The sequence below is a fragment of the Nocardia sp. NPDC003979 genome (assembly GCF_053605015.1).
In genome coordinates, this window is sequence record NZ_JBSGIJ010000029.1 from 30,492 (window position 1) to 54,134 (window position 23,643).

Sequence of the window (23,643 nt, forward strand, 5' to 3'; positions counted from 1 at the left end):
GCGTCGCCAGGTATACACAGTGCTGCAGATCATGAATCGCCTGGCATTACGGTTAGCACCCCTAAAATCAACGCTTCCGTACACGCACGAAGAGTGGGAATTAGGTTCGGAGAGAAGAACTGCGAGTGGTTGGTGTTGGTTGCGACACTAGGCCGATTCGAATCGCTCAACGACTCCGTGATATCCATCGCGCCGACAAGCCACATCACCGTGGGTAGCTGTTGACCCGTTTGGGGGAGCCCGAAAAGTCCGAAGTCCTCGCTCGCGGGCATGAGACCAGGCAGCACCGAGACGACGTCATCGCCGAAGTACGAACGATGCGTGGCAAGGATGCTTTGGGTCAGGCTCGGATCGTTCACCAGGACAGGTCCCTTCGATAAGCTGATGACTTCGGGTACTGCTGGCGCACGCGCAGAGACGGCCTCGCTGTGCACGATCCTCTCGACCGCATGTCGCAGGTCGGTTTGCAGGTCGTTATCGGATGCCCGTGTGCTGATTTCGAGCCGGGCTTCATCGGCAATGATGTTGCCGGCTGTTCCTGCGTGGAGCGATCCGACAGTGATCACGGCGGATTTGGAAGGATCAACTTCGCGCGCGATGACCGATTGGAGACGGCTGACGACGTTTGCCGCCATCGGGATGGGATCAATTGTCGTGTGCGGCATGCCGCCATGTCCTCCGACACCGAACAGTCGTACAGTCAGAAGCTCAGCCGCGGCAAACAGTTCGCCGCAGCGATGATGGATGGTCCCAGTGGAAAACGGGGCGACATGTTGTGCGAGTGCTACATCGGGTCGGCCGAATCGCTCATAGAGGCCGTCGGCGAGCATCGCTCTGGCTCCCGACAGCGTCTCTTCCGCCGGTTGTGCAATGACCATGAGCGTTCCACGCCATGTCGAGCGTGCGCGTGCGAGCAATGCCGCGGCTCCGATCAGGGCGGCGATATGGACATCGTGCCCGCAGGCGTGCATGACCGGAACCACGTTACCCAAGCCATCGGTAGAGAGGGCGGTACTGGCGTATGGCAACCCTGTTTCCTCCCGAACAGGCAGAGCATCGAGTTCTGCCCGTAGCAGCACTCGTGGGCCGGCCCCGTTAGGTAGTACGGCAACAACACCAGTCCCACCGATCCCGGTTTCGATTTTGTAACCCAAGTCCTCGAGCCGATCTGCCACAAGAGCGGAGGTGCGGACTTCCTGACCGGATAGTTCAGGGTTGCGATGCAGATCCTGGTACATCGACAGGAGTCGAGGAAGCAATCCATCCAGTCCGGACAGGACGATGTGACCTCGCTGTACCGATTCCGGTGAACAGGCAGGGACGATCTCGTTCATAGGCTTCCTCCGCCGGTGGCCGAGGCGCTGGGTTGCCGGATCGCCGCCTCTGTGCCTGTCCGACCATTGAGAAACTGCAGTATCGGTGCGGTCATGAATGTCGTAATGACGGCCATCAGGACCATCGCGGTGTAGACCGTCGAGGTGATGATGGCGAGTTCGAGCCCGACAGTGAGGATCACGATTTCGGTGATGCCGCGAGTGTTCATCAGAACCCCGATCCTCAGGGCGTCAGGCCAGCTTTCACCAGCGCACCGTGCAGCCACCGCGGATCCGCCGAGCTTGCCTGCTATCGCGATCGCCGTGGCACCAGCGAGAAGGACCAAACCTGCCATGGTCAGCTGATCAACTCTCGTAGCTACCCCCACCACCGCGAAAAAGATCGGCAGCAGGAATATGGAGACGACATGCCCCAACCGTTCCGTAATGTGATCTCGCCATTCGGCGCGGCGCGGCATCGCCAGGCCTGCCAAGAATCCGCCGATGATCGCATGAGCTCCGCTCTGTTCAGCGATCCACGCGCTCGACAGCGCCAGAACCAGAACCATCCATAGTGGTGGAGCATCCATCGCACGCACCAGCGGTCCGATAATCAGCAGCATCACCGCAACGAACGCCGCACAAAGGGCCGCGGTGAGCAACGCGTGCCCAGGACTCCCCGACAACACGGCAACGACCACACCGACCAGTAGCCATGCCGCAAGATCGTTGACTGCGGCACAAACGAGCGTGACCGATCCGATGCGATGTTTCGACAGCCCTGATTCGATGAGCAACCGGGCCAGCACGGGAAACGCCGTGACAGCCATGGCAGCACCGAAGAACACCGAGAACGCGATCTTGCTGGTGCCGTTACCGAATGTTGGGTAAACAGCCCATCCGAATCCTGCCGCTAGCAGGAACGGCACAAGCACAGATGTCGGCGCTACGATCGCGACGGTGCGACCGCTGCGCCGCAGCACTCCCGTATCGACGTCGAGTCCGATCAGGAACATGAAGATCACCAGCCCGAACTGCGCGACGGTCCGCAGACCGTCGACGACCGGATCGGGAAATAGGTACGCTTCGGCAGTCGGGATCAGTACGCCGAGAACGCTGGGCCCCAGCAGAATCCCCGCGACAATCTCGCCCACTACGCGTGGCTGTCCGAGTCGTCCGAAGACCCACCCGGCCATACGAACAGTGACGATAATGACGCCGGCGGCGAGAAGTATGCGGATGTTGATCTCAGCCGAAGTCACGCCGAATCCCCCAGTCTGCCGCTTCCTCGAAGGGACCGTAGTGATCACTCATTGTTTCTCGAACAGGAAGGCGCCCCATCTGTATCTGGCGTCGGTCCAGTAGTTCACCCTCTGACAGCCGAGTTCGCATATTTCGGCACTCAGCGCATCGATTTCGAATTTGCACGAGTAGTCCACGACGATGGAGTCGCCCTTTTTCAAGGTCAAAGTACGACCCACTCGACCCAAGTCGATGACCTGTTCCTCGGGACTGTACAAGTGGACGACAATTGCGTCCATGTCGGTGTCATAATGCGCGTATTCATAGAACCTGTCCGGCCGAAATGATGCGCCGAATATTCTATTTATATGAATGAGCCTGTTGAGTCTGAAGTCGGTATGTGTTCGGTCCGTAGGCGGGTCGTTATACGCGGCTTCCAGGAGCTGTTTCGATTTCGTCAGATCCGCCGTCACGAATAGGAGCTCTCCGCGATTTAGATTGGAACAGAGAAGTTCGAGGAGGCTCAGCCGCTCGTCTGGCAGCATGTTACCGATGTTGCTTCCGAGCGCGGTCACACACCGCCGGCCAACATCCTGATGCGAAATTATCGGGAAGGTCTTTTCGTATCGACCGACCACTCCGGTGACGCGGAGCCCGGGCACCAGCGAGGACAGCGTCTCATAGCTGTGCTGAATCATCGCCGCGTCGACATCCAGCGGCATGAAGTGTGGCGGGGCGTAAGTTGCGCATGCCCGCAGCAGGGTGCCGGTCTTTTTACCGCTACCACTGCCGAGCTCCACCAGCGTGCACTGCGAGATTTCTGGGGCGATTTCGCTTGCGATTTCTTCGAGCAATGCCTGTTCAACCCGCGTCGGGTAATATCGCGGCAATTTTGTCACCGCCTCGAAAAGCCAACTTCCTTGCGTGTCATACCCGTAGTATTCCGGAATGCGCGGTTGCGGCTGGAAGAGATACCTGGCGAGTTCTTCCGGATCATGCAACAGCGAGCCTTGAGATTCGATCGCCATAAGCGTGAACGAGGATGTGGACACAGGGGTTCTCCTGTTCAAATCAGTTTGTGATGCGAGGTGTCCCCGGATGGGTGCTGTCCAGCCGGTACTCAGTGGTGGGTGGGGTTCCGGATAGCCAGCAGTGGCCGTCGAGATCAGTCCAGTCGCTCAGACCAGCCAACTGCGCCGCGTATGCGATTGCCCGGGGCGGTTCCAGATAGCAGCCGAGCATCCTCGTTCGGGCACTGGCACCGAGCACTTCGAGCGCGTCTCGTGCGGCCAGCAGACCGCCGAACCGCATGAGTTTGATATTCGCGCCGTCAGCGAGACCTACAGCACGTTCGACATCGGCTGAGCCGACTATTCCTTCGTCGAGGATGACCGCGGTTTTCGGCAGCGCTGCCCTTATCTCCGGAAGCAACCGTTCGTCGCGAACCGGATCTTCCAGCACCGCCGGTGCAATCTTTTGCACCAGCGAGCGATACCGATGCCAGTCCCGTGCGGTCCAGGCGCAGTTCACGTCCAGAACCAGTGGTCCGGGTAGGCCTACGAGGCGTCGCAGCGTCGTCAGATCGTCGGAATCCCCGAGTTTTATCTTCAAGGGCCGCACCTGATCCGCGAGCGGCGCGCCCAGAGGCACAGTGTGCATCAGCTGAATGCGCCCTGGAGCCGGCAAACCCAACAGCTCCCACACCGGCAGCCTTGCACGTCGCGCTGCGAAGTCCAGGAACGCCATTTCGACGAGCATGCGAGCTGGACCCGATACTTGGTCAGCGCATTCTCTCAAGATGGAGTCGATCTGCCGAACGTCTTCGGCGGCATCCATCGATGCCACTCGATCGGCCAATGCCTTCGATTCGGCCACGATCGCGGTCGTATCTTGGCCGTGCTCGATGCCTGCGGCGATCTCTCCGGTGCCGTACTCACCGTCGTGCTCAATGTGCAGTTTGATGACGTCGACAGTCCGAATAGTGGCGTGTGCGAATCGGAATTCGCGGGCCAACGGCTGCGGTATAACGCTGACGGTGGTCGCGATGGAGTTCGCGCGCGGGGCGACCATCTCAATCCTCGCAGTTGGTGGCGTCATCACGCACCTGGTACACACTGGCCGACAGCTCACGCACGATGCGATAGTCGGCGTTCAGTCGCGCGGGATCAGGTGCTGTCATGAAGATGCGCACCGGGCTTGTCAGCAGGTCCACGGTCGGCCGGATACGTTGGCCTGGTGACAGTTTGACTTGCAGCGCATACACGCTGGAAACCGACGAGATCGACTCGACTGCTGTGTCTTCGACGGCGGTGATCACTCCGTCGTGGCTGGTCGCTGCGTTGTAGACGATGGCCGGTTGTTCTCGCTTGTAGGTATGGTCGCCGAATCGCTGCAAAAACTCGGCAGGACGTGCGTAGGCCAGCGCTGTGAGATCGGCCTGGTTGTGCCCGAGGCAGCGATGATGGAAGTCGGGATGCATGTTTCCGTTGAGACGGGCGCCGATCTCGACCAGCGCTGGCCCGTCAGGGGTCATGATGACTTCGGCATGAGCCGGGCCGTGCCGAATGCCCAGTGCGGCCAGTACCTCGTCGATGTATTCGATGAGGTCGGGGACAGGGGCCTCGTCGGGTGCGAGCAAGATGTCGCGGTTGTAGACGGGCCTTCCCTCCGGTGTCGTCGTCTTGTCGTATTGCCATACGCCGCAGACGTATCGGTGACCGTCGACGCTGACGGTATCGACTATGTACTCGACTCCGGGTAGATAGGTTTGCACCAGTACGTCCCGGTTGGTGCTGCCGAAGATATCGGTCGATCCCAGGATCGCGTCAGCTGCGGCGATGACTTCAGCCGAATCGCGGCATATCCATACATGGTCGGTCGAGGCTGAACTCAACGGCTTCACGACCACGGGAAAGGACTCGATGCCTTGCGCCCAGCCGACGGCCTCCTGTGTGGTAGCGCATTTGGCTTGACGTGCGCACCGCAGCCCGGCCGCATGCAACGTTGCGATCATGGCGAACTTGTCGCGACGCGCCGGTGACCCTGTCGAACCATTGGTGGCAAGACCCAAGCGCTCGCTGAGAAGGTCAGCCAACGGCACTCCCGGCTCCTGCCCGGCCAGGACCGCTAGGGGAGATAGAGCAGTCAGACGCGAGTAGGTGGTCTCGAGATCTGCCGACGTCGCCGCAATGAAGTTGTCGTCGTAGTCGTCCAGAGACGGTGCCAGTAGTCGCGACATCGGTTCGGCCGAACTCATGACATGGACTGTCCGGACACTCAAGCGGGCAAACGCCGCAGGAAGAAAGTTGCCGGTTGAATAGCCGTCGACGATTACCGCGGTGGGTTCGGTCGAAGGTGGGGGTGCACTCGACCCCGTGGTGGGCTGTGCTGAGGAGGGAGCAGGGTGATGCGGCATAGCGGCTGTCGGTGAACCGCGCATGGTGGATTCCTCTCGATTCCAGGTCAGAAAGAACAGCAGTCGACGAAGACCGTCGGAGAATCAGTTCGTGCGTGACTCAGGTGATCTCAGCGAGGAATGGGACCAGAACCGCCAGGACGGCACTGGGGTCTTCCTCCTGTGGAAAGTCGCCGCATTCAGGCACAATCACCAGGCGTGAATCGGGGATCAGCGACGCGAAGCGCTGTCCCGTCGTGGGTGGCACCAGCCTGTCCGCGGCACCGAACACGAGCAAAGTGGGGATAGCGAGCCCATTGAGCGGCTCGGCCAACGCGTCGAACGCGGTCCCGTAGCTCGACCTGATAGCCAGCGCGAACCGGGCCATCGCCGGGCCGCGAGTCCGCAGTTGCTGGTGGTAGTAGCGCGTCGGTGTGTGATCGAGCTGGTGTCCGGGACTGTGTGCGGCAGCCCATTTCGATGCGAACAGCCGGTAGGGAAACAGCCGCGCCAGTATCGGCCCGAGGATTGGTGCCGTGAGAGCGCGATACAGCACCATGTTCCCGGCGCTCTCCCCCAGCGCGCCGGCAGCCATCACGACCAGCCGGGAAACTCGGTCCGGATGTCGTGCGGCGAGCCAGGCTGCCAAGGAGCCGCCCATTTGCGTGCCCACGACAACCGGCGCCTCAAGTCCGAGGGCGTCGAACAACTCGATGATCAGATCCGTCGCCCGCTGGGCGCTCCAGCGCCGGGCTCGCGGCGGCGGCGAGTTGCCGCACCCTGGCAGGTCCACGACGATCAGTCGATATCGATCACGTAGTGCCGGGACAATTAATCGCCAGGTCATTGCCGAGGTCAGGAACCCGTGAAGGAGAACCACCGGTGCTCCGGAGGGGGATCCGAGCTCATAGACGTGCACGTCCGCGTCACACAGCTCTACTGCGCGGCCGGTGCCGAGTGTATCGAGCGCACGGCTGCTCATCGTCGGACTCCGAATGTGTCGATGACCAACTGGTTGAACGGCTTCGCCGCCTCGACCGGCGGTATGTGTGCAGCGGGCAGCAGCTCCGTCCGTGCCCCCGGCAGCAAGTCAGCGAGCGCATGTGTGAGCACGGGTGGGAACAAAATGTCTTCAGCCCCGCCGACAACCATTGTCGGACACACCAGCTTGCCGAGCCATTCGCGGCTGTCGTGCTCGAGTGCTTGGCCATAGATGCTGGACAAGGCGGAGACGTCGTATTGGTCGAACATTGCGCGCCGCAATGTGGTTTCGTGCCGCAGCATGGTCGGCGCGCCGGATGCGGAGAACAGCAAGCTCTTGAGCACCTCCCAGAACCCGGGCAGGTCACCACGTTCGAGGAACCCGTTCAGCATCTGCAGAAGCATCGACGTAGGGCCGTGTGGCGCGGCAAACGTTGCGACCAGACCGAGACCGGACAAGCGACCAGGGTGTCGTGCGGCGAAATGCTGAGCTACCAATCCGCCGTGGGACATCCCGACAACGATTGCGCGTTTGATGGATAGATGATCGAGCACGCCGACTAGATCGTCGGCATGCTGTGCGTTGGTGGGGTACCCCGCCGACGAGGGTGAGTTGCCGAACCCACGCATGTCATAAGTCAACACACTGAAATGTCGGCTGAGGATCGGTACCTGGCGCAGCCAACTGCCCATCAAGGTGCTCAGCAGGACCAGCGGTGGGCCTCCGTTACCTTTGAGGCGGTAACGGATAGTTCCGGTGGTCAGGTGGACTGTGCTTCCCGACCGAGGAAGACTGCCGCTTCGAGTCGAAGATTTCATCGCTGCCCCGATCCGTTGGTCGTGATCGCGCCACGTTGGCCGGGGATGAGCGAGTGCCACCGCGCTGCGGAGCCGTGCAAGGCTTCGATGGCGTGGCGGCGTGGTTTGCCTGTCTCGGTAACACACCCTTCTGCGACGGTGGGCAGTGCCGCGACTGTGGCATACACCTTGACTCGTTCCCACGGATGCAGCGCACGGTTGATTTCAACGAGTGCGGCGCTGACAGTGGTGTGATCGGGCATCGATCCATCGAAGAACAGAAGGGCTCCCAAGAGTCCGTCGGCGGTGCGCAGGATCTGACACAAACCTGCACTGATCGCCTCGGCCAGCATGGTCTCGATCGGTGCGGCGAAGACCTTTTCACCGCTGGGCAGCACGATGAAGTCGTGTAGTCGTCCGAGCACCGTCAGGTATCCGTGCGCGTCGAACTTTCCGACATCACCGGTCGGGGTGAACCGATCGGAGTCCCACGGGTAAGGCTCGATCCGGTCATCGACGAGGTGCCCGTGCAGGAACGGTGTGGGCGTGCGGACCTGCACTTCCCAGTTGTGGGGGTCGATGCGGACCTGCCCCCACGGGATCGGGTGACCCGCAGTGCCAGGGTTGCGGTGCTGCGGGGTGTTGAGACAAACCATGCCGAGCTCGGTGGTCCCATATACCTCGTAGATCGGAACCCCGGCGTCTAGGAGCTCCGACATCAGCGTTTTGTCCGTGGGGGCGCTGCCGACGAAGACAGACCGAATGCCGGCACCGAACATGCTGCGGTATGCCTCGGTTTTCGAAATCGCGTCGTTGCCGCGGATCGTCGCGCCGACCCGCCAACGCAGGTGCTCGAGGACCCGAGGAACAGTCACGTGCAGAGTCGGTTCGAACGCGGCGCTGTCGGCGACCATATGTACCGGGGAGGAAAGTATAAAATCCATGCCAGCCCGCAAACCCCAGTACAGCATCATTCGCTGAGGCAGATGCGAGAGCGGTAGGTACAGAAGTAGCCGATCATCGGCGCCGAAATCGTAGAGCTCGGCAAATCGATCCATCGTGAAGAGCAACGGTTCGGCGATCACCGAGAACAGTTTCGGTTCGGAGAGAGTTCCGCTGGTGGAAACGACGGTGAATGGCCCCTGCCTCGACAGCGCGGCGCCGATCGGAGCGCTCAGTTCGGCACGTTCGATCAGCACAGACACCGAGTCGGTGCCGACTGGGCTGTCTGTGGCGCCACCAAGAAAGATCACGTCACATCCGGACTCGCGCAGTGGCGCGACGGCGGATGCGACATCGGTCAACACCGTCGTGCAGCGGCTCTGCTCCGCCACCGAGACTACTCGAGGTATCGGTGCACTGGGATACAACGCGACCGATATCGCCCCGATGGAGAGGCAGGCCAGATCGGCGAGGACCCACTCGTAGCTTGTCGATCCATGGATGGCGACTCGCGATCCTGGTCCGACACCGCGGGCGTGCAGAGCCCTTGCCAGTGCCTCGGCCTCTGCGCGGCACCGCGCATGGGTAATCCGGTGAGTCACAGCGCTACCAGCTGGTCGGCAGATGATCGCCGAGGAGTGGTTTTCGGCCATCGCGTCGAGCACAGCGGGCAGTGGACAGCTCTGGGAAATGATGGCCGCGTTCATGCGCTCGGCCTGGCGCGGTCGATGGCGTCGGAGAACAGCTGGCCGTAGGCCCGCAGGGTGTATCCCCAAGTCGTGACCATCAGCTCATAACGGTTCTGGTCGACCGCGGCTCGGTCGAAAGCGGTGCGGACCAGGTTGATGTGTTCTTGATCCTCCTCCGAGTGCACCTTGAGGAAGTTGAGGGCGCGCTGAGCGAAGGGGTAGCGCGCCATGGCGGCGGCGACCTTGGGACCGAGGGAAGCACCAAGTCCTTCGGTTGCGGCAGCGAATCCGAGTAGCGCGGCCGGGTCTTTCATCGTCACTGCCCAGTGGTTCTGTCCGATCATCGTCCATGCTCCGAGTCCGGGCTGGCTCGTCAAATATGTACCGGTGTCGTAGCCGAGTCGTTTCAGGTCTTGAATGCATAGCCGGTCGTGGTGGCGTTCTTCGATCGCGAGGTTCAGGAAGAAGTCTTGGAGCCACCCGTCCTTGCTCCGAGATGCCGCCGCCGACAGGAAGTAGGGGGTTTGGTTCACCAAATGGTAGGTTTCGCGGAGGTAGGCGGCGTAGACGGCCTCGGTGAGTTCGCCGTCGACGATCGAGTCGATGAATGGGTGACCGACGACATCGGCCTGCAGAATCGAATCTGTCGCCTCGAGTGCTTTTTCGTAGAAGCTGCTCATGCTGCACCGTCCTGAATACCGATCTTGGCCATGACGTCGTCGAATCGTTGGCGTGTCCGTTCGGTGTAATCGGTAGACACGAAGCCGGCATCCATCGCCCAGGCGATGGACTCTTTGAGTTGGCCACCGAGGTAGCGTTCCATGTGGTCGCGGTACCACTTGCTGTGCTCTACCGCACGCTTGCGTGCTTCTGCGTTGGCGTCGAGCACCTGATTGGCGACGGTGATTCCGAATGCGACGTGGCGGCGTTCTTCTCGTTCGATTCGGTCGAACTGATAGAAATATGGTGATTCGCTGCGCGCCAATTGGAATAATTCTTCCATGGCGAGCACGCCTTCGGCATAGAGGTTCAGGCCGATAAGGACCTCTATTTCGTCGTCGCTGTAGAAGAGCTTGGCGAAGCGTTCACCGATATCGTCGATACGATACTGGTCGTGGTCGAATTCATGCCACGGTTGACCGAGGCGTTCGACCCCTTCTCGGAAGAGCCTTGCATGGACTACCTCATCTGCTGCATGCCTGATCAAGTAGTTCTTCTCGCGCAATCCGGACCGCCTGGGTAGCCAACGTGCACAGAGGTCGATGATGTCGAGTTCGGAGTAGTAGAAGTTCACATACACGGTCAGGACGAGGTCCCACGCATTTCGGCCGTATCGTTCGATCAGGTCGTATTTGAGAGTTGTCGTAGAATCCGAATCTACCGTCATGTCTGTCATTGTTCTATTCCTTTTCGGTGACCGAAGCGCTCGCCGGTTCAGCATCGAAGATGTTTTCGACTTCGATGGAAAGCGCTTTCAGGAATCGGCTGGTAAGGTTGTACATTCCGATAGCCAGGATGATGGTGACAATCTCGTCGGCTGCGAATTCCTTCACGAGCCGGACGCGTAGTTCGTCCGTGATGCCGTCCGGATCGCGGGTCAGCGTGTCAGCGGTTTCCAGAATCAGCGCTTCGCGCTGATCGAAGACCGTAGACACGATGGCGGGGCTTCCGACGGCGAAGATTTGTTCGTCGGCTATTCCGGCGCGCCGTGCCGACGCTGTCATGTGCGCGACGCAGTAGGTGCATTCCTGCGCTTTGGCCGTACCCAGAGCCGCTAGGGCCCTCAGCCTCGGTCCGATCGCCGGTGATTTGTAGACCTGTGCCCACAGGGGCACGAACACGGTGAGCAGATCGGGCGAGTGCGCCATCGCGCGCAGGATGTTCGGTACGAAACCGTATTCCTGTGCTACCACGTCGAGTAGGTGCGCAGCTTCTGGTGAGACGTCTGCGGGGTCGAGCAGGTCGATCATTGCCATGACTTGACTCCCTTGATTCGGGTTGTCGATCAACGAGCCGGTAGCAGCAAGCCGTAGCTGAGCGCTTCGTGGACCAGACTCTGTGCCGCATCGCGGCCGCCGATCGCGTGGCCGGCGAATTCGTCGATCAGCGAAGCACTGCTCTTCGTGCCGTCCGCAAGCTCGAGCAGGGTCTCCAGTTGTGGTGTGACGGCGATCGTCACCCCACTCGAAGTGACAACGGACCGACCGTGGCGTAGGTGAGCTCCGTCGATAGCGAGGTCGTCGATGTATTGGGTGTCGGCGGCACGTTCGACGAGAGCGCTAGGATCAATCCCGAGTCCCGCTGTTTTTCCCTCGAAGATGCCCTCGATAGTGGAGCGCAATTCCGAGGGAACATCGAGGCGCTCCAGGTATCGGCTGTACCATGAGCGATGCTGGAAGGCGCCGGCGATAAGCGAAATGAACGCCTTCTCCGGGTCGATATCAGGTACCTCGAATTGGCTTCGCGCATGCCAAAAATAGGAGTCCTTACTTCCGCCGTGGCCGCCGTATAGGAAATATACTTGCGCCCGTAGACGGGCAAATTCTTTGCGGTAGGCCGACTCGTAGAATTCCAGCGCATCGGCGGTGCCGACATCCGACCGGTCGAGCAAAGTGTTGATAGTGACTGCGGCCAGGAATCCGCTCAGCATGGCCAGATGCACCCCGGTCGAGAACAGGGGATCGATGAAACACGCCGCGTCACCGACAGCGATGTAACCGTCGCCGCTGAACTTGTCATAGGTATAGGACCAGTCGCGCGCGGCGTGGACCTCGCCTGTTCGTGTGGCCCCGTTCAGCCTCGCGGCGAGCTCTGGTGTGCGCGCGAGGCATTCCGAATAGTACTTTTCAAGCCCTTCGGCCTTGTGCTGACGGTAGACCTCGCTGTCGACGACCATCCCGATACTGGTGCGGTCGTCACGAAGGGGGATGAACCACCACCAGCCGTCTTCGAACGCCGGCAGGAATGTGTTGCCCGAATCCAGGCCTGGCGGACGCTCCGCTCCAGTCCAGTAGCTCCAAACGGCCAGGTTCTTGAGGTAGGGATCCCACTGTTGCTGGTGTAGCCTCTTGGTGACGAGCCCACCCTGGCCCGACGCGTCGATGATCCATCGTGTGTTGACTGTGGTCCGAGTCCCCTCGACGCCTTGGAAGGTCACTGTGGTCGCGGCATCGCTGCCGATCTCGAAGTCGACAACCCGGTGTTCCTCGAGAACCTCGACGCCATGTGACCGTGCGTTGTCGAGCAAAAGCTTGTCGAACTCAGCGCGCTCTACTTGATACCCGTAGTCGTAGGGCATCGCGAGCGCATCCTTGAAATACACGGTCCAGGGTTCACGGTTCTCACCCCACACCCATTCGACACCGTGCTTCTTGATGTACCCATCGCCCTCCAGTCGGTCCAGAACTCCGACCTTCTTCAAAAGATCAGCCGTGCCTGATAGGAGGGACTCGCCTATGTGATATCTGGGGAACTTGGCCGATTCGATTATCAGCACTCGCTTGCCGGAATCAGCCAGGAGCGTTCCCGACATGGATCCACCTGGACCACCTCCGATAACAACTACATCGTAGATTTCACTACTGGCAGACATACTTCTCCCTAGTTCGAAATTCATGGTGCCGGCGAGACCGTGGCGGTCAGCTATAAACTGCGATCGACCGGTCGGGTTTCATCAGATACTGATAGAAGGGACTGTCACTTCGGAAGGAACGCGAAAAGAGCTCTCCTACATCAAGGATCAGCGCGGTGCTGACGCACGGTTCGTCGAGTTCGGTATCGACGAACTCGATTCCGGTCTCCGAGAAGCCGAGCGCTAGGAGCGGGTCGATCGGCGTGGTCGGCGTTTCCCTAAAAAGGTCAGCGATGATGTGTGAGTAGTTGTTTCGTATGCACCAATGCAGGCAGCCTTTGACGAGAGCACCGAATACGCCGTACGGCATTTCTGGTTGCACCTGATTACGATAGTGACCCAAGACCATGAGGCGTTGACACTCCACGAGCCGACGCGATGGTTCACGAAAGGCATCAATCGAGGCAAATTGCTCAACCGGAAGCTTATCTTCTGAATCTCGAACAAGTCGCATCGTGCCTACTATGTGGCCGCGCACAACCGCAAGCAAGAAACTGCCGTGTTTGAAGTATCGGTCTCTAGCAGTAGGAATATTTTCGGATGACAGCCAGCCAAGCTCTTTTCCATATACAGCCAGCCAGACTCGATCTACATTGTCGATGTCCGCATCTGATTCCGCCAGATAGACTCCGGTGTCATGCGGCCGAACGGATTCGAACTCGTTGAAATGCCAGTTCAAGCATCCCCCTAGAATGCCTCATTTCAAAGGTGCCCCACTCCCCCGTTGAGCGTGGCCTTCCCCTTAGACGATACCAGTCGGATTACAGCTTCGCTAGTTCTATTTAGAAGTTTCATCTATGTTAATTGCCGCAGCCGATTGCACATTCCCACCGTCTGAGCGCAGGCGTCATCCATGCACATCCAAAATAGCTAAACCTTCCAGTCGGTATCTTCGAGGCGAAGCTCTACCCCTCCGCGCCTACGATGCCGAAATCTTCATGATCGTCCCATACAGCTTCGTTGTTGGCCCGTAGAAATTCCTCGATGTCGACAGCGACCGCAGTGGTCCAGTCGTCGCGGATCCGATACAGGTTGCCCGAGTGCGGCGGGTCGACGAAGGCGGCAAATGAAACCCGGTCCCCGTCCGGGTTTTCGGAGGGGAACGTCCTCACACGATGCATTGAGGCGTCTACCTTGTACGCGAGTGACGAGGTAAGGACATCCATCGACTGGCCAAAGTTCACGATAAAGTGCCCAGGGAGAGGATCGACAGACACCCATTTCCCCGCCCGGTAGACCTCGAGCCCAGGTTGATCGGCGTAGAGTACCGTGACAAATCCTGTGTCCTTGTGAGGCGCGCACCCCATTTGATCACGGTTACCCCGATAGTGGTGCGCAACGAACCAATGGGCACCGTGCCCATCCACAGCGCCACTCGTCGCGCCGGCCCACACACGCTCGGGAATACCCAGTTCAGACAATGTCGACCTGAATATCAGAAGTGCAATATCCGTCATCATTTCAGCCATCGCACACACGTCGGCTGGTAGATACTTCTTGCGATTTGAGCCTTCGGTGAGTACGTGCTCAATTTGGAAGTTCTGACGAGAGAAATACACTTCAGATCGTTCCCGAAAGCCCCTATAGGCATCATTACAGCTATTTCCCTGTAGTGGCAGATGGAACTGTCGACAGAACCTCTTGCCGGGGTCGACATCCAGATTGTCCGGTATCGCCAGGGCGAAGAATCCGTCCGAAAGCGCGGTCTTGAATCCGTCGACGGTATCGAACATGATCCGATCCGGGGTTGCAATTGCCCGCTGTAGCTGTATTGACGATGTCATAACTTCCCTTTCGGGATCGTAATTTTCTATGTTTCCATTTGCGCCTTTTCGGCGCAGCGATCTGCGTCCTCGGCGGTGCCCCTCCCCAATATTTCCGCAGCGACAGTAGCTACAATCATGCCCGCACCGATGAGGACGATCAGATGAAAAGGTTCCCCGAGAACACACACCCCGAAGAAGTAGGCGACGACCGGTACCGCGTAGGCGTAGGTACTCACCAACGACACAGGAGCACAGCGCAGCAACCAGTTATATAATGCGAATCCGGCCAGGGAATCTACCAGGACAAGGTAGAGCAGCGCCAACCAAGAACTTGTGTGCACCTCAGCTGCCGAGAGATCGCGTAGCTGTCCGCACGCAATCCCGATCAATAGAAGAGCCGAACCCCCGACGAGTAACTGCACTGCGGTCGCCGCACCCGGCGGCGGGAGATGGACGGAGCGTGAGGACCACATCGTGCCGACCGCCCAGCTCACCGCGGCAGCGACTACCGCCAGGCTCCACAGCGACCAGCCCATGCGTTGATCAGCATCGGCAAGTAGCACCACTGCGACGCCGGCGAACCCGAAAGCGATTCGGCTGATCCCAGCGAGAGACGGTCGGTCGCCGACGACGAGTCCGAGGAACAGGACCCATAGAGGCACGGCGGCTGCCAGCACGGCAGCAGTACTGGCGTAGACGTGCTGTACCGCAATAGATATGCCTCCCTGCGCCCCCAGAAATGTCACGCCTACTCCGGCGGCAGTTGCGGCTTGACGGCGAGTCAGCGCGCGCAAGTCCGAGGAACGCACAGTCGCCAGCACTGCACCGGCGATAAGGAATGCAGTGCCTGCCGCCAGCAGTGGCGGGAGCGTCCGCACCATGATCCGCATAGCCGGAAATGATGTACCCCAGCACAACCACAAAATCACCATCGCCGCAATAATTTTCGGCGTGGCGCCAAGGTCTGAGGTCTGTCGCGAAACCGACATGTACTGATCAAACCCAGAGCTCGGTCATAGGTCCAATGACGGCTGGTCATACCAACCATGCCGTGAGATCATGAGTCGATGGACGTCACCGTCGGGCAACTCGAAGCATTGCTCTCGGTAGATGAACACCGAAGCTTCACCCGTGCGGCAGATGCCCTCAATCTGACACAATCGGCGGTTAGCCGAGCGATCGCTACACTAGAGAAGCAGCTGGGTAGGCAACTTGTCCACCGTAGCCCGCGCGGGGCAACGCTGACCCGCGCAGGCCGTGAAGTCGCTGACCACGGCGCCAGCATTATTGCACGTCTAAGCATGATCGAAGCGCTCGCCGACAGCTCCGAACCACCGCAACTTCGAGTCGGGGCAGTCGGCAGCGCCATGGCGCGACTAGTCCCCCAAACACTCGAACGTCTCCGCCGCGATCATCCCGGCCTTCGGGTACTCACAGTTGAGGGTGACGACGACGAGCTCTCTGCATGGCTAGACGCGGGCACGATCGATATGAGTATCTCCACAATCGACCACATCGGAACCAACCCGACCACGACTCTTGAGGATCAGTTCGTCGCCGCGGTTCCGCACGACCACAGGCTCACTCGGGACGATCGGATCGACCTCGCCGACCTGTCCGCGGCAGGAATCGTCGATCCTGGTGGTACCTGCGGTCCTCTGCTCGCCCACCAGTTCGAAGATCACGGCGCACTATGGCGACCCGACCACACAGTCCGAGGCACATCTACAGCGCTGGCCATGGTTGCCCACGGCATCACTGCCGCCATAGTCCCTGCGATGGCCGTACCTGATCCCCTGCCCGAAGGGGTCGCGCTACGCGGACTGCGACCACCGCTCCACCGCAGGCTCTACGTTCGTCACGAACCGCACAACAAATACGCCACCGAACTGGCTCGCCTTCTCGACACCGCCAACAGCGTTCTAGCAGAACGATTCCTATAGTCATCCCAGCGGCTAGATGTTGTGATTCCTGCCGTATCGGACCCTGCTGGAATCGCACCGGGTTTGTCGCGCACCCGTTGTCAGCCTCCAACTCGCTGCTGGGACACTTTCGCATCGTAGTCGGCCTCGTACTCGACCGACGGGCTTCTCTCGAGTCGTTCCATCATCCGGTCTCGGTTGTACCAGCCCACCCAGTCGCATGTGAGTTGCCGCCCGGACCGACCTGTGGTCCTCGTCGTGGTGTGCGCCGAGGATGGTCGCATGACGTCTCGAACAGTGACTCCAGGCGATGGGTGAGATCCGGTGCGTGGTGTCCGTCGTTACCTGCCCGATGTTGTGCGCCGTGACGGCCGGCAAGAGCAGGGTGAGCGTGCCGCCGAAGCCTATGCCGCCGACTCGAACACTCACCGAACGGGAGACACCTCAGGCTTGGTGAGCACGGTTGCGGCAGTGCCAGTAGCAACGCACCCCCGGACTGGTCTCGGCCTGACCCACGAAGCACGCTGCGTTGGTAATCAGTGAACTCTCATGAGATGTATTGATCACCGCGGTGCCGGTTGAGACTCCGGCGAGTTGCGGGCGGGGTCCCGCTGTCCCGACCAGAAACATCAAGCTCTGTCGACCAGGTCGTAGCCGACACCTACCAGGATGACCCCGATATGCCGTAGGTCGAATCGCAGCTCCAGCCCAGGTGTCGGGCCCGACATCGTTGTCGAGCTCGAGACCATTTTCGTGCGCAACATTCGTCGGGCGGCACCCACGATTCGCGCCAGTGCCATAGCCGTGGACCACCGAGCAGATCCAACCACCGTCATCTTCTGGTGGAGGTGTGAATGCCGTTAGCACTAAAACGATACGATGCATGCACTCGCAGTTCCGCGAGACGTACCGCAAGCCGCTCAAGGCCGATACCCCAGCTGTGGTGCATGCTGGCTCGGCCCGCAACCTACGGGCCGAGCCAGCGCTACGACTGGCCGGACCCCTGCTCCACTTACTATCGCTTCCGCCGCAGAACGGTACATGAGACACCCTCACTCCGGATGTCAGCAGCGCGCTGGAATCGGTCCTCACGATCCTAATCCTGCATGAGCAGATCGTCCCGGCCACTCTGAATTCGACAACGCGCGCGCGATCGATCTCGACATCGTCGCCGGCGCACCACGGTCACACCGGATCGACCACGCCCTCAGCAACTCGTTCGGTTTCGGTGGCCGCACGTCGCACTCGCGTTCGGCAAAGCCTATTCAAGCGCACGCAGTAATACGGCCGAGAAAGCCGAAACCCTCGGTGGGATTCCAATATGTCGGGCCATCGATTTCGCCTGCTGGATAGCAGTAAGTGCGACGGGGTCTTGGCTTGGCTCGATGACTACCGATCAGCCCCCGGTGTGTGCGTTTCAGGTGCCGTGGTCGGGGTGGGGGTGCCGCGCTGCAGATTCTGACAAAGCCATCGCCTACTCCCGGCACGTTCGTGCTGTGCCGACCGGTGGATCTCGCGAATTGGCTCGACGGCTTGATAGCTGACCACGTGGGCTCGTGAACTCGGCACGAACTTGGTACTTCATAGGGCAGAAGCCAATCCGGAGATGGCATCGAATCCCATATGCCGAGCTCGGAACCTGCCGTGTTCGCTGGAGGGCGGCGTCGATCCGGGAGAGTTTTCGTCGACACCGCTTAGCTCACTTGCAGACCCCCGACTTCGCCGAGCCGACCTTCGCGTCGGCCACGATGATGCGGGCCTCGAGACTTCGAGGATGTCTTCGAGCCTGGCTCGTTCGCTCAATCGAGATCGCCGCGGCCGTGGATGGCAAACCACTCCGCACGACCGGTTCCACACCACGGGTGATCAGGCGGCTCCAGTACCGGCCGCGGTACCAGCGCTGCGGGCAACACATCTAAGTGGTTGGCATACAAGAGCTCCGCGACATCACGCCCATGTGAGTGCGATAACGCATACACAGTCACGAGTGTGCGTGCCCGGTCTCGGCACTCGGCGCTCACGCCCGCCTCCTTGCGCAGATCGACCATGCCACAGAGTATCTGTTGCGCGGGCAGCGCCACCCCAATCGACTCACAGTTTCCCGAGAGCGCCAATAAGCACATTTGACATGCTCGACGCCTGCGCTGGGTGACCAAACCTCTACCAAGTCCTACAGCCACGCATCGCCTGCAGCACAAAGGCATCCAGGTCAGCGAAGCGGTTGCGCGCATCCTGCTCGGCCAGCCAGCGCTCTACGGTACGCGCAACAGTGAAGCTGTCGGTACCCCAGCCTACGATCTGACAACCAGCCGGTTGCTCCGGCGCGGCTCGACCCATCCCGCGGCCCGAATCATGAAGGACACATCCGACGTGGCGATAATGGACAACGCCTTCAACAACGAAGAGTCCCGGTTGCGCCGACTCCTCACCACCATCGCGCACCTGATGCTGTACGCACTCGCGGCAGTCGCTGCAGCGCGCGTCGCGACCTATTTCGGCTACACAGGCATCCTCGTCGAACTCACACTCCTCATAGGCAACGTCATCCTGATCATCGGACTGACGCACAACGACTTCCAACGACTGTGCGTGCAGTGCATGCAGGAAGTGCCCGCCGACGCAGGCCCTCGCGCCGAACGCCAGCAGCGACTGCTGTGGCTGCGGCACTGGGCAAGCACTACCCCTCGGCTACTCATCGTCCTGGCGATGATCAGCGTGCCGGTGTTCCTCGTCCACTCCGTCGGCCTACCGCGGGTGGTATCACTGCCGGTCGATGCGCTCTGGGCGACCTTCATGTACTCGATCTGGTTGCATCACAGGCTGCGTCCGTGGTGCCCGTACTGCCGGGATTGGGACCAGGACGGTTCCCCCGAACCCGCGCCCGATCCGGTCAACAAGGCGACGCTGTGACAGCAAACCCGCACCGCACGCCGAAATCCGGCAAACGGCGTAGATCTGGGGTCCTGGGCGTCCGCAGTCTGCAGCACGACATCTTCGTCATCCCGGCATGCCTGCAAACGGTATCCGTTGTCGACCTCCAGGTTTCCAACCGAAGGCGCAGCCAGATTTCGCTGCGGATGGGCTGCGCGAGTAGCGTCGCCCGCGCAGAGCTCGGTCGGAGGGGATGCAGGCATGGTGGTGTCGCTGGGGCGGTGGTGGCGCTGTGTCACCTTCTGGCGCGTGGTGACCTTGATCTTGGTCGCAGTACCACAGGTGTTATATGCGGACTTTCCGGAGCTGCGCGACAGTGACGCCGGGGCGGACCACAGCGAGGCCACGGTGGTCGTCTCAGAGACCGTCGTCGGGGTGGGCTACCTGCCGGCGCGGCCGTTGCTCGAGCAATTGCTCGTATTCGTCGCAGAGTCCGGCCTCGTGGTGCTGCTGCCCGCAGTCGTCTTCGCGCTGCCGCGCAGGCATGTCCGGCGCGGAACACGCTGGGCCGCAGGAATTCTGGCCGTTCTCGGCACGGTAGACGGATATCTCGGGATGAAGACGCTCGAGCACAACGACACGGCGGGATGGGATTTGCTACTCCCGTCGCCGTTCTACCTGCTAGCAGCGGGCGCGCTCGTGCTGAGCCAACGGCAGCACCGGCCCGAGGCGAGTGAGCCCGCGACGAGCTAACGTGACAACGACACAACCGACAGCTGGGTATTGCCATGTTTGTGACAGCAACTCGGCGCCTCACGCGCCTTCGCCCCCGCTCGCGCGGGGAGCACACGTCGACCCACTTGTCCGCGGCCATCCAGGTGGCTCATCCCCGCTCGCGCGGGGAGCATGGCCGCTGGGGTACCTCCCGGCGGCCGAACTCGGCCGGAGGGTTTCGCTCTTTCGGAGAATCGACTCTTTCGGCCAGATCCCACAGAAAACCCAAGTTTTCGGACGTCGCGGCCTGCCGGGAACAGGCGGCGAGCGTCGGGACTCACGGAGGTAGCCTGCGAACGCGGATCCACTGATTTCACCGTCATGTAGTTCGGGTGCTGGCAAAGCCGCAGGGACAGCGAGGACCTGGCGCGTCGGCGGCCGACCTGCCACCAAAATCGCCTAGGGTCGAGGTTGCGCCCGCGACGTGGCGGCGGCGCGTGGTGCACGGGGAAGGACTCGCCTCGATCGGCCGGTCCGGTCGAGGCGAGCCTTATCAGACCTGACGTTTGGCGTCATCGCTCTTCGATGACTATGCGACGACAGTCCGGGTCGTTCCGATCCCTGTTCAGCCCATCGTGCCTTCGGATCTACGTGTGCCCGAGCCTGAAAACAAACCGGCCCAGAAGGATCTTGCGCGCACCATGGCCAATAGGCCAAGGACGGACAAGGTCTGATCGAGTACGACATTGAACCGTCACGGGTAAGGGACCGGCTTCTGATTCAGACCAGCGCCGGTCGGCGTGGTGGTTGTTGAGAGTAGTACGCGGCCTCGTATTCGGTCGGGGTCAGGTAGCCCAGCCGCGAGTGCAGGCGGGCATTGTTGTACCAGTCGGCCCATTCCATGAGCGCGAACTCAACCTCGGTGAGCGTCTTGAACGGGCCGTGGCGGTTGACGACCTCGGTCTTGAACAAGCCGATGATCGATTCCGCCAGAGCGTTATCATAGGCATCACCAACCGAACCTACGGACGCTGAGAGCCCTTGCAGAGCAAGGGATTCAGTGAATTTCACCGACGTGTATTGCTCAGGTTCAACCGGTGGAGGCAACACCCGAGGTAACGGAGGGTGTTATGGGAAGACCGTCGGACTGGATGCGGGAAATCACCGGACGAGCACCGATGCGCTCACCGGGAGCGCCCGGGACGCCCCGTTCAGTAGAGCGCCTGTTCTGGGACAAGATCTCTGAAGGTTTGCTGCCGACGGAAGCTGGTGTCGCAGTGGGGGTATCGCCCGTCAAGGGCAGTCGATGGTTCCGCGATGCTGGTGGGATGTCACCGTATTCCTGGCCTGCGCCCGGCAGCCGCTACCTGTCTTTTGCCGAGCGTGAGGAGATCGCCTTTCTGAAGGCCCAAGGCAGCGGTGTGCGGGTGATCGCGATGGCGCTCGGTCGTAGCCCGTCGACGATTTCGCGGGAGTTGCGGCGCAATGCCGCGACCAGGAGCGGGAAACTGCACTACCGGGCCTCGGTCGCGCAGTGGAAAGCCGATCTGTTCGCCCGCCGACCCAAGACCGCCAAACTCGTGGACAACCCACGACTACGCAACTACGTCCAGGCGCATCTGTCCGGCTCGATCACCGACGAGCGCGGCAACACCGTCAAAGGCCCGATGACCCACACGTGGACCGGCCGCAACAAGCCCCACCGCGCCGACCGCGCGTGGGTGCAGGCGTGGAGTCCCGAGCAGATCGCCAAGCGGCTGCGGATCGACTTCCCCGATGACGAGTCGATGCGGATCAGCCACGAAGCCATCTACCAGGCGCTATACATCGAAGACCGAGGCGCGCTCAGTCGGGAACTGATCTTGAACTTGCGGACCGGACGGGCGTTGCGGATGCCTCGGGCCCGCTCCGAACGCGTGGCCTGGGCACATGTAACCCCTGATGTGTTGATCAGCGAGCGCCCCGCCGAGGCCGACGATCGTGCGGTTGCCGGGCACTTCGAAGGCGACCTCATCATCGGTGCCGAACGCTCCGCGATCGCGACCCTCGTTGATCGGAGTACTCGATTCACGATGCTGGTTCACCTGCCCCGCGAACGAGGATGGCGCGAGAATGCCCCGGTGAAAAACGGTCCTGCGCTCAGCGGTTACGGAGCGACGTCGATGAACACCGCACTCGCGGTGGCGCTGGGGAAACTGCCCGTGCGGATGGTGAAGTCGCTGACCTGGGACCGGGGCAAGGAACTGTCGGCTCATGCGGCGTTGACCTCGCAGACCGGAGTCGCGGTCTTCTTCGCTGATCCGCATAGCCCGTGGCAGCGCGGGACAAATGAGAACACGAATGGACTGCTGCGCCAATACTTTCCGAAGGGGACTGACCTATCGCGGTGGAGCAAACGGGACCTGGCAGCGGTCGCTGACGCGCTCAACATGCGACCGCGGAAGGTCCTCGGGTGGCGCACGCCGGCCGAGGCGATGGAGCAACATCTACAATCGCTTCAACAACGAAACGTTGCGTCGACCAGTTGAATCCGCCCTTTGATCCGGAATCTGTATGCGAGTCCCCTCTTGCCCACCTTCGTCGCTTTTCGGGCGGTTTTTATTCCAAAAGCGGTAATATACGTAACTTGCGTCACTCATGCTTCGATTGGGCGTGCGCGAGTGGACTACGCAACTCCTCGCACACGAATCATGGTTCGCTGCACTCAGCCTTCCCCAGCCGCCGCTACGCGTGGGTGAATCGCGATCGGATCCGGCATTGCAACGAACGCTGTCGGATTCGGGAACCGAACCAGCCCAACCACATTCGGGAGCCCGCCACCACGGGCGTACCCACCCGAGGACCCCGAGCCGTGCGGCACTCGCGATGCCACGAGCGACTGTCAAGAGCACTCACATACCGTGTCCACGGATGCGGTCGGCTTCGAATACCTCCGCACAATCATCAGTCCGCGTCCCAACGCAGCTGCGGACACTCAGGATTCGGAGGCGTTGAGGTCATCCCACCGTCCTCTCGTCAAGATCCGCAGGCGACTCCTCTGGGGAATCAGGAGCGACGAAGTCGGCTCCATCGTTTTAGGAAAGTTGTAGCGGGTACAGTCCCCGGCAGATCCTGCAACTACCCGGGAAGTCGCAGCGATCGAGAACGCGCCGGTTTAGGCGAGTAGTCGGCGCGTTCGACCCCTACCTCTGTGACGCGGCCTCGGTACAGACCGCGACCGCGTTCGATCATCTGCTTCTGACCTGCCACGAACGATTACCAGCACCACCGAGGCGTGGGCCGGGGGCTTAGTACTGCAACGGCACTTAGGTCAGCAAGTACCCTCGTCGCCGGTAGTGGGATAACCGTGCTTGGTGTTGGCGTCGGCGGCGCCAGTCCGA

Annotated in this window: 20 protein-coding genes; 4 read left to right on the plus strand and 16 right to left on the minus strand. The window is 60.8% G+C overall.

What is annotated here, in order from left to right; all coding sequences use genetic code 11:
• Nucleotides 1-29: 29 nt before the first annotated feature.
• The 15 genes from ACWEVR_RS31890 to ACWEVR_RS31960 form a co-directional block, all read right to left on the minus strand.
• Entirely contained in the window at nucleotides 30-1,334 is a 1,305-nt protein-coding gene (locus tag ACWEVR_RS31890; protein ID WP_452469933.1) for an amidohydrolase, read from the minus strand.
• Complete coding sequence (locus tag ACWEVR_RS31895) at nucleotides 1,331-2,575, minus strand: cation:proton antiporter (RefSeq protein WP_452469934.1); 1,245 nt, start codon at nucleotides 2,573-2,575, stop codon at nucleotides 1,331-1,333. The genes ACWEVR_RS31890 and ACWEVR_RS31895 overlap by 4 nt, the downstream gene beginning before the upstream one ends.
• Nucleotides 2,576-2,623: 48 nt before the next feature.
• The gene (locus ACWEVR_RS31900; RefSeq protein WP_452469935.1) at nucleotides 2,624-3,607 is read right to left on the minus strand and encodes an L-histidine N(alpha)-methyltransferase; all 984 of its coding nucleotides are present in this window, start codon (nucleotides 3,605-3,607) and stop codon (nucleotides 2,624-2,626) included.
• 19 nt (nucleotides 3,608-3,626) lie between these two features.
• The gene (locus tag ACWEVR_RS31905; protein ID WP_452469936.1) at nucleotides 3,627-4,625 is read right to left on the minus strand and encodes an enolase C-terminal domain-like protein; all 999 of its coding nucleotides are present in this window, start codon (nucleotides 4,623-4,625) and stop codon (nucleotides 3,627-3,629) included.
• Nucleotide 4,626: 1 nt separating this feature from the next.
• A complete protein-coding gene (locus ACWEVR_RS31910; protein WP_452469937.1) occupies nucleotides 4,627-5,994 on the minus strand; it encodes an ATP-grasp domain-containing protein in 1,368 nt (455 codons plus the stop codon).
• 76 nt (nucleotides 5,995-6,070) lie between these two features.
• A complete protein-coding gene (locus tag ACWEVR_RS31915; RefSeq protein WP_452469938.1) occupies nucleotides 6,071-6,931 on the minus strand; it encodes an alpha/beta fold hydrolase in 861 nt (286 codons plus the stop codon).
• Nucleotides 6,928-7,749 carry an alpha/beta fold hydrolase gene (locus ACWEVR_RS31920; RefSeq protein ID WP_452469939.1) on the minus strand — a complete coding sequence of 274 codons (822 nt, stop codon included), beginning with the start codon at nucleotides 7,747-7,749 and terminating at the stop codon, nucleotides 6,928-6,930. The genes ACWEVR_RS31915 and ACWEVR_RS31920 overlap by 4 nt, the downstream gene beginning before the upstream one ends.
• Entirely contained in the window at nucleotides 7,746-9,377 is a 1,632-nt protein-coding gene (locus tag ACWEVR_RS31925; protein ID WP_452469940.1) for an AMP-binding protein, read from the minus strand. The genes ACWEVR_RS31920 and ACWEVR_RS31925 overlap by 4 nt, the downstream gene beginning before the upstream one ends.
• Nucleotides 9,374-10,039, minus strand: a complete 666-nt coding sequence (locus ACWEVR_RS31930; RefSeq protein ID WP_452469941.1) for an iron-containing redox enzyme family protein — start codon at nucleotides 10,037-10,039, stop codon at nucleotides 9,374-9,376. The genes ACWEVR_RS31925 and ACWEVR_RS31930 overlap by 4 nt, the downstream gene beginning before the upstream one ends.
• Entirely contained in the window at nucleotides 10,036-10,755 is a 720-nt protein-coding gene (locus ACWEVR_RS31935) for a hypothetical protein (RefSeq protein ID WP_452469942.1), read from the minus strand. The genes ACWEVR_RS31930 and ACWEVR_RS31935 overlap by 4 nt, the downstream gene beginning before the upstream one ends.
• Nucleotides 10,756-10,759: 4 nt before the next feature.
• Entirely contained in the window at nucleotides 10,760-11,335 is a 576-nt protein-coding gene (locus ACWEVR_RS31940) for a carboxymuconolactone decarboxylase family protein (protein ID WP_452469943.1), read from the minus strand.
• 29 nt (nucleotides 11,336-11,364) lie between these two features.
• A complete protein-coding gene (locus tag ACWEVR_RS31945) occupies nucleotides 11,365-12,975 on the minus strand; it encodes a tryptophan 7-halogenase (protein WP_452469944.1) in 1,611 nt (536 codons plus the stop codon).
• 22 nt (nucleotides 12,976-12,997) lie between these two features.
• Nucleotides 12,998-13,669: an N-acyl amino acid synthase FeeM domain-containing protein gene (locus ACWEVR_RS31950; RefSeq protein WP_452469945.1), complete on the minus strand. Its 672-nt coding sequence runs from the start codon at nucleotides 13,667-13,669 to the stop codon at nucleotides 12,998-13,000.
• Nucleotides 13,670-13,895: 226 nt separating this feature from the next.
• Nucleotides 13,896-14,723 (minus strand): 2OG-Fe(II) oxygenase family protein, encoded by an 828-nt coding sequence (locus ACWEVR_RS31955; protein ID WP_452469946.1) that lies wholly within the window; start codon nucleotides 14,721-14,723, stop codon nucleotides 13,896-13,898.
• 77 nt (nucleotides 14,724-14,800) lie between these two features.
• Complete coding sequence (locus ACWEVR_RS31960) at nucleotides 14,801-15,745, minus strand: EamA family transporter (protein WP_452469947.1); 945 nt, start codon at nucleotides 15,743-15,745, stop codon at nucleotides 14,801-14,803.
• A gap of 78 nt (nucleotides 15,746-15,823) precedes the next feature.
• Here ACWEVR_RS31960 and ACWEVR_RS31965 point away from each other — a divergent pair, with 78 nt between their 5' ends.
• The 3 genes from ACWEVR_RS31965 (at nucleotide 15,824) to ACWEVR_RS31975 (ending at nucleotide 20,302) form a co-directional block, all read left to right on the plus strand.
• A complete protein-coding gene (locus tag ACWEVR_RS31965; RefSeq protein ID WP_452469948.1) occupies nucleotides 15,824-16,699 on the plus strand; it encodes a LysR family transcriptional regulator in 876 nt (291 codons plus the stop codon).
• A gap of 2,331 nt (nucleotides 16,700-19,030) precedes the next feature.
• Nucleotides 19,031-19,588: a hypothetical protein gene (locus ACWEVR_RS31970; RefSeq protein ID WP_452469949.1), complete on the plus strand. Its 558-nt coding sequence runs from the start codon at nucleotides 19,031-19,033 to the stop codon at nucleotides 19,586-19,588.
• A 222-nt stretch (nucleotides 19,589-19,810) separates the two neighbouring features.
• Nucleotides 19,811-20,302 carry a hypothetical protein gene (locus tag ACWEVR_RS31975; protein ID WP_452469950.1) on the plus strand — a complete coding sequence of 164 codons (492 nt, stop codon included), beginning with the start codon at nucleotides 19,811-19,813 and terminating at the stop codon, nucleotides 20,300-20,302.
• 741 nt (nucleotides 20,303-21,043) lie between these two features.
• Here the strand turns inward: ACWEVR_RS31975 and ACWEVR_RS31980 are convergent.
• Nucleotides 21,044-21,334, minus strand: coding sequence for an integrase core domain-containing protein (locus tag ACWEVR_RS31980; protein ID WP_452469951.1), 291 nt, complete (start codon nucleotides 21,332-21,334; stop codon nucleotides 21,044-21,046).
• 80 nt (nucleotides 21,335-21,414) lie between these two features.
• Here ACWEVR_RS31980 and ACWEVR_RS31985 point away from each other — a divergent pair, with 80 nt between their 5' ends.
• Nucleotides 21,415-22,791: an IS30 family transposase gene (locus ACWEVR_RS31985; RefSeq protein WP_452469952.1), complete on the plus strand. Its 1,377-nt coding sequence runs from the start codon at nucleotides 21,415-21,417 to the stop codon at nucleotides 22,789-22,791.
• Nucleotides 22,792-23,643: the final 852 nt, after the last annotated feature.

Coding starts and splice junctions, on each gene's coding strand:
- ACWEVR_RS31975 (WP_452469950.1), top strand. CDS start 19,811: ATGGTGGTGTCGCTGGGGCGGTGGTGGCGCTGTGTCACCTTCTGGCGC.
- ACWEVR_RS31940 (WP_452469943.1), bottom strand. CDS start 11,335: ATGGCAATGATCGACCTGCTCGACCCCGCAGACGTCTCACCAGAAGCT.
- ACWEVR_RS31925 (WP_452469940.1), bottom strand. CDS start 9,377: ATGAACGCGGCCATCATTTCCCAGAGCTGTCCACTGCCCGCTGTGCTC.
- ACWEVR_RS31930 (WP_452469941.1), bottom strand. CDS start 10,039: ATGAGCAGCTTCTACGAAAAAGCACTCGAGGCGACAGATTCGATTCTG.
- ACWEVR_RS31910 (WP_452469937.1), bottom strand. CDS start 5,994: ATGCGCGGTTCACCGACAGCCGCTATGCCGCATCACCCTGCTCCCTCC.
- ACWEVR_RS31935 (WP_452469942.1), bottom strand. CDS start 10,755: ATGACAGACATGACGGTAGATTCGGATTCTACGACAACTCTCAAATAC.
- ACWEVR_RS31905 (WP_452469936.1), bottom strand. CDS start 4,625: ATGGTCGCCCCGCGCGCGAACTCCATCGCGACCACCGTCAGCGTTATA.
- ACWEVR_RS31915 (WP_452469938.1), bottom strand. CDS start 6,931: ATGAGCAGCCGTGCGCTCGATACACTCGGCACCGGCCGCGCAGTAGAG.
- ACWEVR_RS31945 (WP_452469944.1), bottom strand. CDS start 12,975: ATGAATTTCGAACTAGGGAGAAGTATGTCTGCCAGTAGTGAAATCTAC.
- ACWEVR_RS31960 (WP_452469947.1), bottom strand. CDS start 15,745: ATGTCGGTTTCGCGACAGACCTCAGACCTTGGCGCCACGCCGAAAATT.
- ACWEVR_RS31965 (WP_452469948.1), top strand. CDS start 15,824: ATGGACGTCACCGTCGGGCAACTCGAAGCATTGCTCTCGGTAGATGAA.
- ACWEVR_RS31955 (WP_452469946.1), bottom strand. CDS start 14,723: ATGTTCGATACCGTCGACGGATTCAAGACCGCGCTTTCGGACGGATTC.
- ACWEVR_RS31985 (WP_452469952.1), top strand. CDS start 21,415: ATGCGGGAAATCACCGGACGAGCACCGATGCGCTCACCGGGAGCGCCC.
- ACWEVR_RS31920 (WP_452469939.1), bottom strand. CDS start 7,749: ATGAAATCTTCGACTCGAAGCGGCAGTCTTCCTCGGTCGGGAAGCACA.
- ACWEVR_RS31970 (WP_452469949.1), top strand. CDS start 19,031: ATGAAGGACACATCCGACGTGGCGATAATGGACAACGCCTTCAACAAC.
- ACWEVR_RS31890 (WP_452469933.1), bottom strand. CDS start 1,334: ATGAACGAGATCGTCCCTGCCTGTTCACCGGAATCGGTACAGCGAGGT.